General features: G+C 55.7%; 14 protein-coding genes. 9 read left to right on the top strand and 5 right to left on the bottom strand.

Annotated features, from left to right (window positions below):
* The first annotated feature begins 659 nt into the window (after positions 1 to 659).
* On the top strand, positions 660 to 1211 hold the full coding sequence (locus LK493_RS06650) for a ParA family protein (protein ID WP_195246877.1): 552 nt from the start codon (positions 660 to 662) through the stop codon (positions 1209 to 1211).
* Positions 1211 to 1513, top strand: a complete 303-nt coding sequence (locus LK493_RS06645; RefSeq protein WP_155086615.1) for a ribbon-helix-helix protein, CopG family — start codon at positions 1211 to 1213, stop codon at positions 1511 to 1513. Before LK493_RS06650 ends, LK493_RS06645 begins: the two co-directional genes overlap by 1 nt.
* 1185 nt (positions 1514 to 2698) lie before the next feature.
* Here the strand turns inward: LK493_RS06645 and LK493_RS06640 are convergent.
* The gene (locus tag LK493_RS06640) at positions 2699 to 3298 is read right to left on the bottom strand and encodes a helix-turn-helix domain-containing protein (RefSeq protein ID WP_195246845.1); all 600 of its coding nucleotides are present in this window, start codon (positions 3296 to 3298) and stop codon (positions 2699 to 2701) included.
* 187 nt (positions 3299 to 3485) lie between these two features.
* Positions 3486 to 3644 carry a ribbon-helix-helix domain-containing protein gene (locus LK493_RS06635; protein ID WP_082421961.1) on the bottom strand — a complete coding sequence of 53 codons (159 nt, stop codon included), beginning with the start codon at positions 3642 to 3644 and terminating at the stop codon, positions 3486 to 3488.
* 600 nt (positions 3645 to 4244) lie between these two features.
* Here LK493_RS06635 and LK493_RS06630 point away from each other — a divergent pair.
* From LK493_RS06630 to LK493_RS06615, 5 genes are all read left to right on the top strand, one after another.
* Positions 4245 to 4493 carry a hypothetical protein gene (locus tag LK493_RS06630; RefSeq protein ID WP_155086624.1) on the top strand — a complete coding sequence of 83 codons (249 nt, stop codon included), beginning with the start codon at positions 4245 to 4247 and terminating at the stop codon, positions 4491 to 4493.
* 77 nt (positions 4494 to 4570) lie between these two features.
* The gene (locus tag LK493_RS10235) at positions 4571 to 4696 is read left to right on the top strand and encodes a hypothetical protein (RefSeq protein ID WP_256637919.1); all 126 of its coding nucleotides are present in this window, start codon (positions 4571 to 4573) and stop codon (positions 4694 to 4696) included.
* A 430-nt stretch (positions 4697 to 5126) separates the two neighbouring features.
* Positions 5127 to 5765 (top strand): hypothetical protein, encoded by a 639-nt coding sequence (locus tag LK493_RS06625; RefSeq protein WP_152068154.1) that lies wholly within the window; start codon positions 5127 to 5129, stop codon positions 5763 to 5765.
* A complete protein-coding gene (locus LK493_RS06620) occupies positions 5762 to 6487 on the top strand; it encodes a metallophosphoesterase family protein (RefSeq protein ID WP_195246847.1) in 726 nt (241 codons plus the stop codon). The genes LK493_RS06625 and LK493_RS06620 overlap by 4 nt, the downstream gene beginning before the upstream one ends.
* Positions 6487 to 7209 (top strand): metallophosphoesterase family protein, encoded by a 723-nt coding sequence (locus LK493_RS06615; RefSeq protein ID WP_227790522.1) that lies wholly within the window; start codon positions 6487 to 6489, stop codon positions 7207 to 7209. Before LK493_RS06620 ends, LK493_RS06615 begins: the two co-directional genes overlap by 1 nt.
* 19 nt (positions 7210 to 7228) lie before the next feature.
* Here the strand turns inward: LK493_RS06615 and LK493_RS06610 are convergent, their stop codons facing one another.
* The 3 genes from LK493_RS06610 to LK493_RS06600 form a co-directional block, all read right to left on the bottom strand.
* Positions 7229 to 7741, bottom strand: coding sequence for a DUF5067 domain-containing protein (locus tag LK493_RS06610; protein WP_195246848.1), 513 nt, complete (start codon positions 7739 to 7741; stop codon positions 7229 to 7231).
* A gap of 62 nt (positions 7742 to 7803) precedes the next feature.
* Positions 7804 to 8358 (bottom strand): hypothetical protein, encoded by a 555-nt coding sequence (locus tag LK493_RS06605; RefSeq protein WP_195246851.1) that lies wholly within the window; start codon positions 8356 to 8358, stop codon positions 7804 to 7806.
* A 225-nt stretch (positions 8359 to 8583) separates the two neighbouring features.
* The gene (locus LK493_RS06600) at positions 8584 to 9168 is read right to left on the bottom strand and encodes a recombinase family protein (RefSeq protein ID WP_055287572.1); all 585 of its coding nucleotides are present in this window, start codon (positions 9166 to 9168) and stop codon (positions 8584 to 8586) included.
* A 407-nt stretch (positions 9169 to 9575) separates the two neighbouring features.
* On the opposite strand from LK493_RS06600, the gene LK493_RS06595 reads away from it, so the two are divergent.
* Together LK493_RS06595 and LK493_RS06590 are read left to right on the top strand one after the other, a co-directional pair.
* The gene (locus tag LK493_RS06595; RefSeq protein WP_227790521.1) at positions 9576 to 10769 is read left to right on the top strand and encodes an ATP-binding protein; all 1194 of its coding nucleotides are present in this window, start codon (positions 9576 to 9578) and stop codon (positions 10767 to 10769) included.
* 1496 nt (positions 10770 to 12265) lie between these two features.
* Positions 12266 to 12814, top strand: coding sequence for a hypothetical protein (locus tag LK493_RS06590; RefSeq protein ID WP_227790520.1), 549 nt, complete (start codon positions 12266 to 12268; stop codon positions 12812 to 12814).
* Positions 12815 to 14256: the final 1442 nt, after the last annotated feature.

Raw genomic sequence — 14256 nt, 5'->3', positions numbered from 1 at the left:
AAACAAGCCGCTGCCAGGACCGGTTGTCACGAGACCGGCGATAACGCATTTTCTCGGTTTCCAGCTCATGACAGACCCCTCTCTCATGGTGAAACGCATACATTATGAGATATGCACATTATCTCGCTAATTAATTTCAATATCCATCATCTAACACTAAAGGATACTGACTCACTGGTTCAGCGCGATGCATTTTTACCCTTGTGTTCCCACTCGCGTAACCGCCTCGCCGCGTCGGCGGTCGGAAGGGTCTCCGTCTCGCAATCAGCGACCTTGTAACCGTATCTGTCGAGCCAGGCAGCAAGTGCATCCCAATCGACGCGCTTCCAGTCGCCGCCCGGCGCGTGCTGCATCACGAGGCCTCCGGCGACCACGAGCCCGTGGATATGCTCTCCTTGCAGGCCTGCGATGATTCCGCCGGTGCATACGATGCTAGGTCGCTGTGCCGGCACTGCGCAAACGTATTGGCCTTTGTGCCCCTTTTGGCAACTTTAGCATGACTATAGGTTAAACCAACCCACAGTCATGAGCACGGTAGCGTAGTACTATACTAATTGCTTAACATGCTCATATATTTTTACCTGCGATTTATAATCGCTTAATATAGTCACATGTTAATGTGATAATATATGACTATGCTATTTCAGAAAGGGGAGGACATGGCGACGAACATCCTGCTAGTCAATCAGAAGGGCGGCGTCGGCAAGACGACGTTCGCCGACGAGATCGCCTGGGGTCTCGAGCGCCGCGGCCACAAAGTCGGATTCGGCAATCTCGACCCTCAGGGCGGCGCGAACCACGAGAAGAACCTGCTCGACGACGAGAACGCCGTAAACGTCATCGACACGCCGGGTTTCCTGAGTGACGAGACGGCCACGTACGCGAAAAACGCCGACATCGCGATCATCCCGGTCCAGCCAGGCACCCTCGGCCTAAAGCCGATGAAACGCACGATCAAGGTCATCACCGAGGCCAATCCCGATTTGTCCTTCGCAATCATCGTCAACAACTTCGCGGCAAACCAGACGGTCGACCGCCAGTTCCTCGAACTACTCGAAGCCGATGACTTGCCCGTGCTGGGCACCGTTCCGACCGCAGCGGCCTTCAAGCAGGGCGCGGCCCTGGGCAAGCCCGTGTACGAAATCGCGAAGAGCGGCAAGGCAGCCCTGGCAATCGAAAACATCCTGGACGAGATCGAGGGGGTCCTGTAATGGCCGGAAAGTTCAAGAAATCGACCTCCTACTTCGACGTCGCCGCGGAGAAGGCCGAGGAGAGGCAGCAGAAAATCGTTGAGAGCGCATCTGAGTCCCAGAAACCCGCTCCGCAGGTACGGAAAGCCGGGCGCCCCAAAAAAGGCGCTGAAGGGGCATCTGAGAGGCTTGTACAGCTGTCTGTCTACGTTCCCGAGAGCTATCGCAAGCGCTTGAAGCAGGCCGCACTCGAGGAGGACAAGTCCGTTTCCGACATCGCACGTGAGCTGTTCGACGAGTACCTTGCCGAAAACGGGTTTTAACGAAGAGAACGACGTAACGTTCTTAACGTTGTGACAAAATGGAAGCCCAAGAGGATCAGGACAGGGGTATCGAAAGGTGCTCCTGTCTCTTTTTAGGACACTGAGAGCCGATTTAAGACCTCGTTTTATATAGCAATGAGAAAACGGTCAAACCCCACCAATAAGGCGTCCTATTTTCAATTCTGTGACCTTCTAGCGGTATTCTGTGCAAGGTTGACTGAATACCGGTATCACGATCGACCGGGAATCGGATTCGGCATTCATTGCCGAATTGGACGGGTTGCGACTGAGTGCGATAGGTCGCCCGGGGAGCCGAAGGCGACGCCGGCGCCGGGGATTGGCAAGAACGTGGGTGGGGAGTTGGGGCGGAGCCCCCACACTTTTGGCCGAAGGCCATGCCAAGGAGCCGCAGGCGACGCGGAGCGTGCGCAAGCGCGCGGAGGGCAAGGAGGCGCAGCCGACGCGCAGGGAGCCGAAGGCGACCGGAGTGCGAGCGTAGCGAGCGCCAAGGAGCCACAGGCGACGCGGAGTGAGGCGTAGCCGAACGGAGGGCAAGGACGAAGGATCTCCTTGTTTGTATATCGTTCGATCATTAAATGCTTTCTGGTAGATTTCTCCGTTTCTCCCTTGAGCTCAGACTAAGTGAATCTTATTCACTCTAGTCAGACTTGGTGGGTTGTATGAACCCATAGTTGTGGTTATTTCAACCCATAGTTGTGGTTATTTCAACCCATAGTGCATGGGTTAACTGAACCCATAGTTGGCATGGGTTATTTCAACCCATAGTCTCATGAGACAACCCATAGTTGATAAGTTGGCCCCGGTTAACACAGGCTCAAACTATGGGTTGAAATAACTATTCCGGTACTTTTTGGCATTTTTCGATCGCTTTCTATGGGTTGGATTAACCCATAGCAGAAAAGTGGCTTAAATTGTCTATGGGTTCTTTCAACCCATAGCTATACCGTCACGGAAAAGCGTCCGCGATCTCTGTCAGCAAGACTATGGGTTGTCCTAACCAATAGTCTTGCTGAAGAACCGTTATTTAACCCCCTATCAATAAAATGATTTTTCGCCAAACTATGGGTTAAAACAACCCATAGCTATACTGTAGGTTCTTTCAACCCATAGTTTGTAAGAAAAAGAAATAGGGCTATGGGTTCATACAACCCATAGCCCTTCAAACTAGGCAGAATGCTTTGCGTCCCACTGAGCTTTGCGTTTCGCCGAATTCTCGGCGCGTTGCTTTTTCCTATCCTCCTCGACTTCGAGCCTGCGCTTAGCGATCGCCGTCATATCGAGCCGGTACTCAACAGATTTGTTATTACCACGCGGCGACTTAATCAAAAGACCGAGTTCGACGAGCTTATCGATTCTCTTCTTGACGTTCGACCGATCCGAGTTGACGTCCGCCGCCATGGTGGCAAGGCTGATGTAGCAGGTGGATTTGTAAACGTCCTTGCGCTGGAACGACCAAATCCGCCCCATGATATCGGTGTCAAGTCTAGGCAAACCGAGCTCGAGCATCCACGGCGGCTTGATGATCGCGACCTTCTCGCTGACCATATCCTGCACCATGTGGGCGACACGGGACGATTCATCCGATGCCCGGCGAAGTGCTTCGCGGTGACTCTCACTATTGGGCATGGCGGCATCTGTGACGGCCTGATTCGCGAAATCGGACGCCGCCCCCATTCCAGACGGGCTTGCGGGGCCGGACGGGTGGCTATCCGTGTCCCACGGATAGCCACCGCCCGCGTCCGGTTTTAAATTTCTGGTATCCATAAACTAGCCTCTCATTGAGGCTATCTAGCCATCAGTCGAAGTGATGCCATAGTATTTTGGTAGTACTTCAACATAGGGACCCAAATCGAAGCATACGTGTGCTAGGATTGCAGGTAACAGGCCAGAAAGCCACATTTGAACATGGAAAAAGCCCTTCTTACTTGGCGGTAGGGGGCTTTTTTCATATCTATTTTTGCTCTTTAACACGCTCCAAAAACTCGGCGATAGCGATCGCCGCCATAGACGACTTAGCTACACCGCGGCTCTTCGCGTAGTCATCGAGATCACGCCAAATTTCGAGAGGCAGAGTAACCTGGATTCTTTTCTTCTCCTCGGCCACTGCCATAGACAATTACCTCCTTCGTTGAACAAACGAAATCGTACCACTACTGATTGAAACAAAGCGTATCACAAATACTGTCTAAAATACAAACTAACACAGAGTGGTACACCTAAATTCGCTAAATCTTTTCGTCGGCCAGATAGGCACTCGAGTTTCCAAAAGGGATACAGGAAATTGCCGAAAAGGGCACAGGGGCGGCGAGTGATTCACCAAGAGTGAAGGTGGGCCCTCTTACCCAAGCGTTACTCGTTGCTTTGAATGGCAACGCACTAGGGCGACGGGAGTACTCGGGAGACCTGCCTGTATATTATGCAGCTGATTGAATGGCAACAGGGCCGGCGACGCAGACGACCCTGTAGCTGTCCACGCGGGACAGGCCGCGCATGTTGAGTTCAACGCGTCTCGTGACTGTTCAGATTCTGTGCACCGGGCGATTTGTTTTGGTCGTTTAGCTGGGCTAATGGTGGTTATTGGCTGCTGGGCTGGAGGATTTGGACTAATAGTTGCTAATAGTGGCCGGATGAAGAGCTGTTCAAGCTATTAGAAGCAATAGCGAGTACGGTCTTGGCTGGAAAACAGGTCGCGAGCAGGGGAGGGCCGAGCATGTACGGACCGGTGAGCAAGAACGGGCCGGCGTTGGAATTTGGGGAGATCGGCGAGGAAGTTAAGGATGAGGTTCGGCGGCAAGCGACTGGCGAGGCCGTCGAGAGAGCCAGGGGCAAGCTCAAGGCCCGTGACGAGCGCGAAGACGATCCGTTTTGGGGTCGCGGGAATCAAGAACACCTTCGTCGAGCTGCGGAAAGACTGGATTCCGGCGAGGGAGTGGAGCACGGATTGATCGAAGAAGAATGACGCTCTGCTAGAATCAGCAGCGCTGTCGGCAGTCCTCGTGCCGGGCAGAGCCCTCCATCCGATGGGAGGTGATGCCCATGACCGATTTCACCGAGTTCGTGAAGCTCCTGACCGCCCTGGTCTCGCTCCTCACGGCCCTCGTCGGCCTTTCCAAGGCACTCAAGCAGGGTTCGAAGCCCAAAAAGAAAGGTCACCGTCGCTAAGGCGGTGACCTAACTCTTCAAAGCAACGGCTCTGCCCAGCTTCCTACGACTTGGGCTGCCGTCGGCACCATTCTACCCGCTTGACATTGCTGTTGTCGATGCGCCGTATCAAGAATCCACGGCAGCGCTCGTGGTTGCAAAACGGCCTAACAAATAGCGGCTATTAGTCAGTTCGGCTGTCTAAAAGGCCTAATAGTTGCCAATAGTGGCTAGTTGGCAACGGATTTGGGCTATTAGTTCTAACAGTGCCTATACTATGACCCTACAAACGGGACACGGTTTTCTGCCCGCACGAGGTTTTAAAGTTTTAGCTGGAACAATCCGGCAGATTGGAGCACAGAACATGAGGTTCGAACGCCTCATGTCGCTCAAAATACGTCTCCTCAATTGCGCAAAGGAGAACGGTATTTAGCGACAAGGAGACAATGGAATGATCTGGTTCACCAGTGACACGCACTTCGGGCACGAGAACGTCCTGAAGTTCACGGACCGGCCGTGGGAGACGATTTGGCAGATGAACGATGCCATCGTCGACAACATCAACGGCAGGGTCGCCGTGGATGACGAGCTCTACATCCTGGGGGATTTCTCATTCAAGATGACCGCCCAGGACGCATACGGGCTGCGTAAGCGGATCGCCTGCAGGCGCATCCACCTCGTCCCGGGAAACCATGACAAGGACTGGACCCAGCCGGCGGTCGCGGGCGCGTTCACCGTGGAACCGCCGATCTGCGTGCTCAAGATCGACGGGCAGAAGATCGTCCTGTGCCATTACCCCATGGCCGACTGGCAGGGCATGAGCCATGGATCGTGGCACCTCCACGGGCACATCCACAGCAGCGGCGGCGCGTACAACGAGTTCAACCGCAAGCAGGGGCTCCTGCGCTACGACGTGGGCTGCGACGCCAACGGGCACTCCCCGGTGAGCCTCGACGGGCTGAGGGAATGGTTCGCCGGGGTCGACGAGCCGTGCGGCCGGGTGAAATGGCCCTGGTGGGTCAACGAGACCGGTGACAGGCAGGTCGAACGCGAGCTGGCGGCTTACAAGCGGAAAGAGGCGATCCGATGACGGTCTATGTGACAGGCGACATCCACGGTGGGCTCGACATGCAAAAGCTCCGCGACTGGGAGCTTGGGGATAGCCTTGGCAGCGACGACTATCTGATCATCGCCGGCGACTTTGGCTTTCCGTGGGACTTCTCTGCCGAGGAATGCGCCGATATCGCCTGGATGGAGTCGCGCCCCTACACGGTTCTCTTCGTCGACGGCAACCACGAGCGCTTCGACCACTGGGCGGAGCGCCCCATGGAGCCGTGGCACGGCGGGCTGACGCAGCGCCTGTCGGATACTTCGTCCATCCGCCGCCTCATGCGCGGGGAGGTCTTCGAGCTCGACGGGAAGACGGTCTTCACCATGGGCGGGGCGACGAGCGTCGACAGGGCGTACCGCATCCCGTACAGCTCGTGGTGGCCGCAGGAGCTCCCGGACGAGCGCGATTTCGATGCCGCACGGGCGAGGCTCGACGAGGTCGGCTGGAAGGTCGACTGCGTCATCACCCATACCTGCTCGACGCGCATGCTCTCGCCGACGCTCTACCCGGGCCCAGGCTGGGAGCGTCCTGATGTGGACCGGCTGACCGGATTCCTCGACGAGCTCGAGGATCGCCTGGACTACAAGCGCTGGTATTACGGCCATTTTCACCGAGACGGCAACCCGGACGAACGTCATACCGTGCTGTACGACCGGATCGTGAGGCTCGGGGATAAACTCCTGCCGTGGGGTGCGTACTGATGGCTATCTATGTGACAGGAGACGTGCACGGCAGGGCCGAGTACGGGGCCAGCAGGTTCGCCTTCAGGTCTTGGCCGCTGGGCCGGACTCTGACGCGCGATGACGTGGTGATCGTGGCCGGCGACTTCGGCTTTGTCTGGGTTGGATCCAACGCCGAGAAATACTGGCTTGACTGGTTCGAGTCGAAGCCGTGGACCACGTGTTTCGTGGACGGCAATCATGAGAACTACCACGCCCTGGCTGAGCTGCCGGTGCGGGAGTGGAACGGTGGGCTCGTCCATGAGGCGCGACCGCACGTGCTGCACCTGATGCGCGGAGAGGTGTTCGATATCGACGGGCTCACAGTCCTTGCCATGGGCGGCGCCACGAGCAACGACAGGCAGTATCGCAAGGAGGGGAGGAGCTGGTGGCCCGAGGAGATGCCGAGCGAGGAAGAGATGTGGCAATGCCGCACCTCGCTCGACCGCGTGGGCTGGAAGGTCGACTACGTGGTGACTCACGAGGCTCCTGCCGACCTGGCAGAGAAGCTGTGCCGGGAGCGCGAACGCGAGTATCTGGACGACCAGCTGCAACGATTCCTTGCCGAGCTCGACGGGCAGCTCGGCTACCGCGCCTGGTTCTTCGGCCACTACCACGGCGACGAATGGCGCGACGACAGGCACCGCCTTATCTACCGAGACATCGTGCCGATCGAAGACGCTATGCCCAGTTCTCAGTTCTAGAACTGAGATGCTATGCGGTCTACTCCAATTCAAAGGTCTGGTCGAGAGAGTTCGATCCAGCCCCGACCCCGTCGATCTTCACTTCAATGGGGAACATGTCTTTAAGCTCGAAGACCGATATACCGTCGCATTCGCCTCCCGGCGCAAGCCCTTGCGAAGAGAAGTGGTCTTCCTGCAAATCGGCGGCAAAACCGCGAGAAAGCATCTGCTTATTCTGATAGGCCGTAATGTAGCTTCCATCGGCAAAGGAATCTGCAGTTCGATTGTTGGTGGCACGCCATCGAACAACGGCGACCTTCCCGCCATCGCCAAACGAGGAATCATGCACCTCGACGGCAGTGACCGAATACTCCATCTTGCCGTAAACTGCGCCGTCTTCCTGCGAGCTATCGGAATTGGAAACCTGGCCTTCCGACTGGCGATTGTCTGTACGAATGCATCCAGAGGTCGTAACCAGGGCAACCGCCAAAAGACCGGCGACGCCGAGAGTTCGAGCCAGGCTGATGCTATTTTTGCTAACGCGCTTTTTCATGATTTGCTCCAAACTGAATACTTGATTGAGCTATTGCTTTTGTTCGTTGAACACGTATGCCGTCAGCCCATCTGGGTCATGACCTCGACCTTGGCCTCGGCCTCGGCCGCCCGCTGTTCGGCTACAGCAAGGCGGTCCTTGAGGGCGGCGACCTCGGCCATCAGGTCGCGCTGAGCCAGGAATGTGTCGGCTTGGGCTTTCAGTGCGGCGTCACGCTCGCCGCGCAGCCGCTCGATCTCATCGACCATGGCCTCAGCCTCGGCATGGAGTTGGACAATCTGTCTGCCGAGGCCCTTAGCACGGGAGAGGTACCTGACGCTCGCGGCGTGGAGCTCGTTGTTCTCAAGTTCGAGTCTCGCGGTATCGAGTTCGAACTTCTCCTCTATAAAGGCAATCCGCTCATTGCAGTCAGCCTCAATCTTTTCATTCCGATCCGTCGCCTCGACGAGCTTACGGTTGAATTCGTCAAGCTGGGCACTGAGCAGTGCATTCTCGGTCCTGAGGTCGGCCGTCTCGCGCAGTAGCTTCTCCCGCCACGTCGCCTCGGCCCGTTCGGCGGCCTCCTCGTGGACGGACTTTACGCCGTAGATCTCCCTGATTTTTCTCTCGTCTGTCATCGTGCGACACTCCAATCAACAATGGGCATGGCTCCGCCACGCCGTACGGCTGGGAACAAATACGCGGCCGCTGTTGAGTTGTGTTCGTCCTGCGATCGGTGAGTTCTAAAAGGCGTCTCAAGTCATGCGTTCACGCAGGTTTTCGGTTAGAGAAATACCGCACTCTTATATAGTAACGCCGCCGCACTCGGGCCTATTAGGCAAATCGCGAAACGACAGACGGACTTATTTCCTGACGCCCACCAATCCACGTTCACGAAGGATGCGGTACAGCGTTGATTTGGAGACGCCAGTCGCAGCGCAAATATCGGGAATAGGAGTCTCTCCTCCAAGATAGAGCCTTACTGCGGCATCGGCTTTGACGCCGGCTGTGCGAGGCCTGCCACCCACGTTGCCGCCGTGGCTCCGTTTGACGGCGATACCCTCGGCCTGGCGTTGCCTGATCAGATCTCGCTCAAGTTCCGCGGTGCAAGCATGGGTGCCAAGCACGAAGCGCCCGAATGCGGTATCTAGATCCACGGGCTGTTTCAGGGACGTGAGCTTCACGCCGAGGTTTCGAAACATAAGGTCATAGTTGAGCAGCTGCCTGGTCGATCTGGTCAAGCGCTCCCAGGATTCGACCACCACCTCGTCGCCCGCCCGCATCTTCTTGAACAGGCGCTTCTGCTGCGTCCGGTCGCCGTCCTGGGCACCCGTGACCTTGTCCTTGTAGATATGGCCATAGGCCACGCCAGCGTTCACCAGAGCCTCGATCTGGCGGTCCAACCTCTGGTCTTTCGTGCTCACGCGAGCATATCCGTAACGTGTCATTTCATCCTCCTGCCTCGTATTTGATTTTCCCATGGGAATTGACGCGGAGGTTTCGACACTGGGTTTTGGCACTCGACGTTCACGGCATCGAGGGTTCGATTTTCGAGTGCCCAGAGGCATACCTTTTGAGACGTCAGGGCCTTGAATATGAGCAATAAGATGCGTATCAGTTCGCGATGGTTCGATGATGGGACCGGCCATACCGGTTTTTCGATATGGCTATGGCAGTTTTTATATATCGAGTGAGCACGAAGGGCCAGAAACTCGACTCGCGGAGGGGCGGCGGCAACCCGCTGGTGAAGGGAGTTAAGTTGGCGGGTTCGATCTCCCGGTTCAAAAAATACTCAGCATACTGAGTGATTTTACTCAGTATACTGAGTATTTAAGAAACAAGGAGGTAGATTGACATGTTTGAGCGCCATCAAGTTGCCGTGATAGCCCAGAGGATGCGGGAAACGAATAATCCGTTGATGCAATTTATAATCGGGCCCCGCCAAACGGGAAAGTCGACCATGTTCGTGCAGGCGTTGCACCATGTAGACATGCCCTGTCACGTGGTCAATGCGGACGATGTTGTGAATCCCGATGCCAGCTGGCTGCAAATCGAGTGGCAACAGGCAAGAAACCTCACGTCTGGAGGTAAGGCCCCGGCCGTTTTCGTTGTTGATGAGATTCAAAAGGTGCAGAGTTGGTCCACGGTCGTCAAGGGATTGTACGACCGGGATCGCCGGGAGGGGACGCCGCTCAAGGTCATGTTGACCGGATCGTCGTCGCTGCTGCTGCATAAGGGCTTGGAAGAATCCCTTATGGGCCGTTACGAGCTCATTCGGTCGCCGCATTGGTCCTATCGCGAGTGCAGCGAGGCCTTTGACTTTTCTTTTGAAGACTATCTCTATCACGGCGGATATCCGGGTGCGGCGCCGCTGGTTTCCGATGACGCCCGTTGGCGAAACTATATCCGAGATGCGATCGTCGAGCCGGCGATCTCGCGCGATGTTCTCTCGTTGGAGAATATCCGCAAACCGGCGCTGATGCGCGCGCTCTTTTGGCTCGCGGCGAGCTATTCGGGACAGGAGCTTTCGTATTCAAAAATGGTAGGCCAGCTGCAGGATGCCGGTAACACGGTCACGGTCGCCGGGTATTTGGACCTGCTGGGCAAGGCCGGTTTGGTTACGGCGATCCCCAAGTTCAGTGACAAGGAGCTCGCAAAGCGCCGAAGCACCCCGCGGCTCATGGTTTATGACACGGCGTTTATGACGGCGCTCGGCGATAAGGGCCGTGCAGAATGGCTGGAGGATTCGGCGCGGCGGGGTCATTTGGTGGAATCGGCAGTGGGTGCACGACTGCTTGCGCGCGCGCCGGAAGAGGGTTTTGAGGTTATGTGGTGGCGTGAAGGCGTCAAAGAGGTCGACTTTGTGCTGCGAAGGGATGATGCACTGAGCGCCATCGAGGTCAAAAGCGGTGGAGAGTCCGGCCAGAGCGGCATGTCGACGCTCCTAAAAAAGTATCCGCGAGCCAAGCGGATCGTCGTGGGAGGAGCGGCGGCCGGGGCGTGCACCGTGGAGGATTTTCTGCTCGATAAGGTGCCGCTGTTTAACTAGCCTGAGCAAATTGAGAAAATACTCAGTATAGTGAGTGAAATCACTCAGTGTACTGAGTATTTTGACTTGGGCGTTGGATGGGTGCTCGGTCACCGCGTGTGATGGTGAAAACCGGGCCAGGCCTTACCAGCGGATATGCATACAGGAGGGGCTTCCATTTTCCATGTCCCGCTCATATCGTCTGCCAGAAACCTGGCGAATGACCTGTCCCCCTGTCATGCCCTTGTCACAAAATCTATTAACGGGACCGTCAAATTTCCTCCTGCATTTTCTGACGGTACCGCGGTTCCCGCATACGTTTTGAGACCGGCAAGCTGATGCCGGCTCGAGGACAGCGGCCCGGTGCACCGGGCCGATCGATAGCTGTCTCAGGTTCACAGCGCAGTTTCTCAGGGCTCGCATATATAGGAAGACTTGATTGGCAATCGATTTTAATGAAGTCGGCAGCGCATGTCAGAGTTTTCAACAAACCGCAGGTAAATCCATGTACCAATTATTGGTACATGGATTTACCTGCGATGTTCATGCTTGGTCAAAAGTCCATCAAGCGATATATCCATGATTTTAATGCGCGCGCCTGAGCTTTTGGCTTCAGTGGCAGTCCGACCGCCGGCAGGCGGCTACGCTATGTCCAAAGGCCACGCCTACTCCCAGTACCCGGCCACGTCGACGACCCAGTGCTGCCCGTCGAGTTCCTGCCACAGGACCACATCAGGGACGTCTTATTGGGGGACGACCACATGGAACCCCGGGAGATCAAGCTGTACGGCTGATCCATCCGTCAACAACATGTCAAAGCCCCAAAACCCAACAGAATCGCGAACGAGGGGATGAATTGACCGCCCGGGTATTTGCGCCCGGGCGGTCAATTTTATCAACCATGGGTGCGATTCTGTGAGGCCATTTTTCTGGCATCCGCCGTTTGCTCCGGTCTCAACGCACCCATCGACCGTTCAGCAATCTTTGCGAACGCGACCACGTGCGCATTTGTCGAACAATCAAATGTCCGACAATGTCTGACGGAGCTGTCAGACATTCACGCACGAACAGGCGAGCTTCGCGAGCGATCGTAGGCAACTAGTAGCCCCATCTGCGTCTTTGACGCAGGTTCGACGTCTGACATCTTGAATGTCTGACGTCGAACGAAGCTGGCGTGCAAAATGGCCTCACAAGGCCATTTTGCACCGTCTCAGGGGCGCGATTCAGGGTTTGCCGCTGCGTCCGTTATCGTAATAATCTCCCGCAGGCACCACCGCGCACGCCGCCGTACCTGTGTCTTTTATCGTAATAATTTGAAAACTGGCTCCTTTTCGCCCTTGTCCGTTATCGTAATAACAAGGCGCGCGAGTGTCTTCCCCCGGTCCAAGGGCGGAGCCCTGGCAAGCGCCGAACCGCCCGGGTCGGCGGCAGACTTGTACACACATTTACGATGGGGGGTACAAGTATGCGTCTCTTGCGGGATTTCTCGTTTATCGGCAGAAAATCGAGGTCAAAAGATGTATGAGTTCTTGAGCATTGAAGATCTGCGGTGGGAGTTCGGCGCGTCGCGAGCATGGACGTACAAGTATCTGGCGCCGCATATCAAGTCAATCACCGTGAAGTGCTCGACCGACGACGGCGAGCGCCTGTGCAAGCGTTATAGCCTCGATGATGCACGGCGCGTGGTCGCTGAAAAGGCTCGAGCCGAGGTCTATTCCGTGCCCGTTAAAGCGGACCCCGGGAAAAGCAGCTATGCTCCGTACCGCCGCCCGCGGCGCGTGCGAATCAAGACGAGCGCGTACATCGCCGAATATATCGTCGGCTTCGGCCATCTCTGGCAGATCGACGAGATTGCAGAGGAATACTGCGGTAAGCGCTCAAGAGAGGCGGCATATCAATTCATCTACCGTAACGCCTGGATCGCAATCGTGTTCGGCAACAAAACTTTCTATATCCCGAGGCGCACCACACCGCAATTCGTGGCGGCAGCAGTCGAGGTGTTCGGAGACGCCGCCCACACCGTCGAATACGCACGCGGTGGGCATAAAAGTGACGCCACGGAATAGCGGCACTATGTAACAAATGAATGAGTGAACGGCGTAAAAAGTGAAAAACCGAACTACGTGATAACGACAAAGCGGAATAGCCGCACTATGTAACTACGTAATAACAGAACTATTGAACATCGGACTATTCGGTCCTGAAATCTGTCCGCAAGAGTCGTACGCTGCCGTACAAAATGCCTGGCAGCGTACCGCCGCAAGCGGCGCACGCTAGGGCTCTGCCCTAGTACCCGGCACTCGCGACGTTAGCTCATTGTTCTGCAATTCAACAGTTACGTTTTTCAGTTTTGTCGTTATCACGTAGTTCGGTAATTACACAGTTGCGTAGTGTCGTAATTGCTTTTTTCGGTTGTGTCGCAGTTCAGATATGAACAACCGCCGCAGGCGCCGGGTACTAGGGCAGAGCCTTGGCAGTACGCGGACGACCGAAACGCAGTTTTGTACGGCAGCGTACGACACTTGCGGGCGAGTTCCGGCTATGTCATTGCTGAATTACGACAAAACGCAGCAATAGAGCCGTGTAACCGCGGCATAACTGATTTACAGACGATACGAAGAACGTAATGAATGAACTAGTGAACTGCGACACAACCGAAAAAGCGAACAGTTATAAACCCAAAAAACGCATTGAAACAGGCGAGATGTTCTAAATCTCAGCCCACAAATCGAGAACAGTAGCGTCCCGACGAACCGTGGCAAAATAGTCGCAGTAGTCATAGGCATCATCGGGACTGCGCATCACGGCAACAAGATCTCCGTTGTGCGCATCAACAACTGCATGTCGAAATCCCATCGTCTGACGCATCATCCGGTTGCGCTGCCGCTCGATCTCGATCGCATCCAGCAGGAGGTGGCCATCTGTATGGCCATGAAGGGCGAGTAGCCGTTTGCGGGGCCAAGCTGACCGCTCGCGTTGAGCGGCGGCAACACCCGTTGGAGCGATAGTTCCGCAATTTGTTTCACGAATTACCGTCGAAATGTTTCACGCGCTGGTAGATGCAAGCACTGCTTAAGGGCACATCCAAAGCACCCAAAAGTGCCGCCACGCAGGTCAAGGCCGAAAAATCAACCTCACCAGATGCGTTTTAAGACACGGAAAAGGGGTGTCACGAACATCCAAACCATCCCAGGTTCAATCGCCCCGTAAATCGAATCCTGTTGAACCGTCTACCTGCGACTTTGTGATATTTGCTGCCGCCGTGTCGTGAGCGAGAATCGTGTCCGCACGGGGCGATATATTAGGTAAAGCACCCGAGGGAACGATAGGCAACCGGACACACATTCTGTCCGAGTCGTTAAAAGCGGGCACGGAATTTAAACGGCTGAAAAAGGGGCATCGACCTGCGCCGATGCCCCTAAAGTAGACACACATTTTGTCCTATAAGCCTCATTTATTTGCGAAGAACATCGGCTAGCCGCAGGATTGAAATCATCGACCGATAAGT

Origin of the sequence: Collinsella aerofaciens (genome assembly GCF_020709435.1) — a bacterium.
Classification (GTDB): domain Bacteria; phylum Actinomycetota; class Coriobacteriia; order Coriobacteriales; family Coriobacteriaceae; genus Collinsella; species Collinsella aerofaciens_AU.
This window is presented reverse-complemented; position numbering and strand designations above follow the sequence as displayed.

Excerpts from the sequence above, each read along its gene's own strand:
- LK493_RS06635 (WP_082421961.1), bottom strand. The coding sequence starts at position 3,644 with ATGGCAGTGGCCGAGGAGAAGAAAAGAATCCAGGTTACTCTGCCTCTC.
- LK493_RS06650 (WP_195246877.1), top strand. The coding sequence starts at position 660 with ATGGCGACGAACATCCTGCTAGTCAATCAGAAGGGCGGCGTCGGCAAG.
- LK493_RS06630 (WP_155086624.1), top strand. The coding sequence starts at position 4,245 with ATGTACGGACCGGTGAGCAAGAACGGGCCGGCGTTGGAATTTGGGGAG.
- LK493_RS06645 (WP_155086615.1), top strand. The coding sequence starts at position 1,211 with ATGGCCGGAAAGTTCAAGAAATCGACCTCCTACTTCGACGTCGCCGCG.
- LK493_RS06615 (WP_227790522.1), top strand. The coding sequence starts at position 6,487 with ATGGCTATCTATGTGACAGGAGACGTGCACGGCAGGGCCGAGTACGGG.
- LK493_RS06620 (WP_195246847.1), top strand. The coding sequence starts at position 5,762 with ATGACGGTCTATGTGACAGGCGACATCCACGGTGGGCTCGACATGCAA.
- LK493_RS06600 (WP_055287572.1), bottom strand. The coding sequence starts at position 9,168 with ATGACACGTTACGGATATGCTCGCGTGAGCACGAAAGACCAGAGGTTG.
- LK493_RS06605 (WP_195246851.1), bottom strand. The coding sequence starts at position 8,358 with ATGACAGACGAGAGAAAAATCAGGGAGATCTACGGCGTAAAGTCCGTC.
- LK493_RS06595 (WP_227790521.1), top strand. The coding sequence starts at position 9,576 with ATGTTTGAGCGCCATCAAGTTGCCGTGATAGCCCAGAGGATGCGGGAA.
- LK493_RS06610 (WP_195246848.1), bottom strand. The coding sequence starts at position 7,741 with ATGAAAAAGCGCGTTAGCAAAAATAGCATCAGCCTGGCTCGAACTCTC.
- LK493_RS06625 (WP_152068154.1), top strand. The coding sequence starts at position 5,127 with ATGATCTGGTTCACCAGTGACACGCACTTCGGGCACGAGAACGTCCTG.
- LK493_RS10235 (WP_256637919.1), top strand. The coding sequence starts at position 4,571 with ATGACCGATTTCACCGAGTTCGTGAAGCTCCTGACCGCCCTGGTCTCG.
- LK493_RS06640 (WP_195246845.1), bottom strand. The coding sequence starts at position 3,298 with ATGGATACCAGAAATTTAAAACCGGACGCGGGCGGTGGCTATCCGTGG.
- LK493_RS06590 (WP_227790520.1), top strand. The coding sequence starts at position 12,266 with ATGTATGAGTTCTTGAGCATTGAAGATCTGCGGTGGGAGTTCGGCGCG.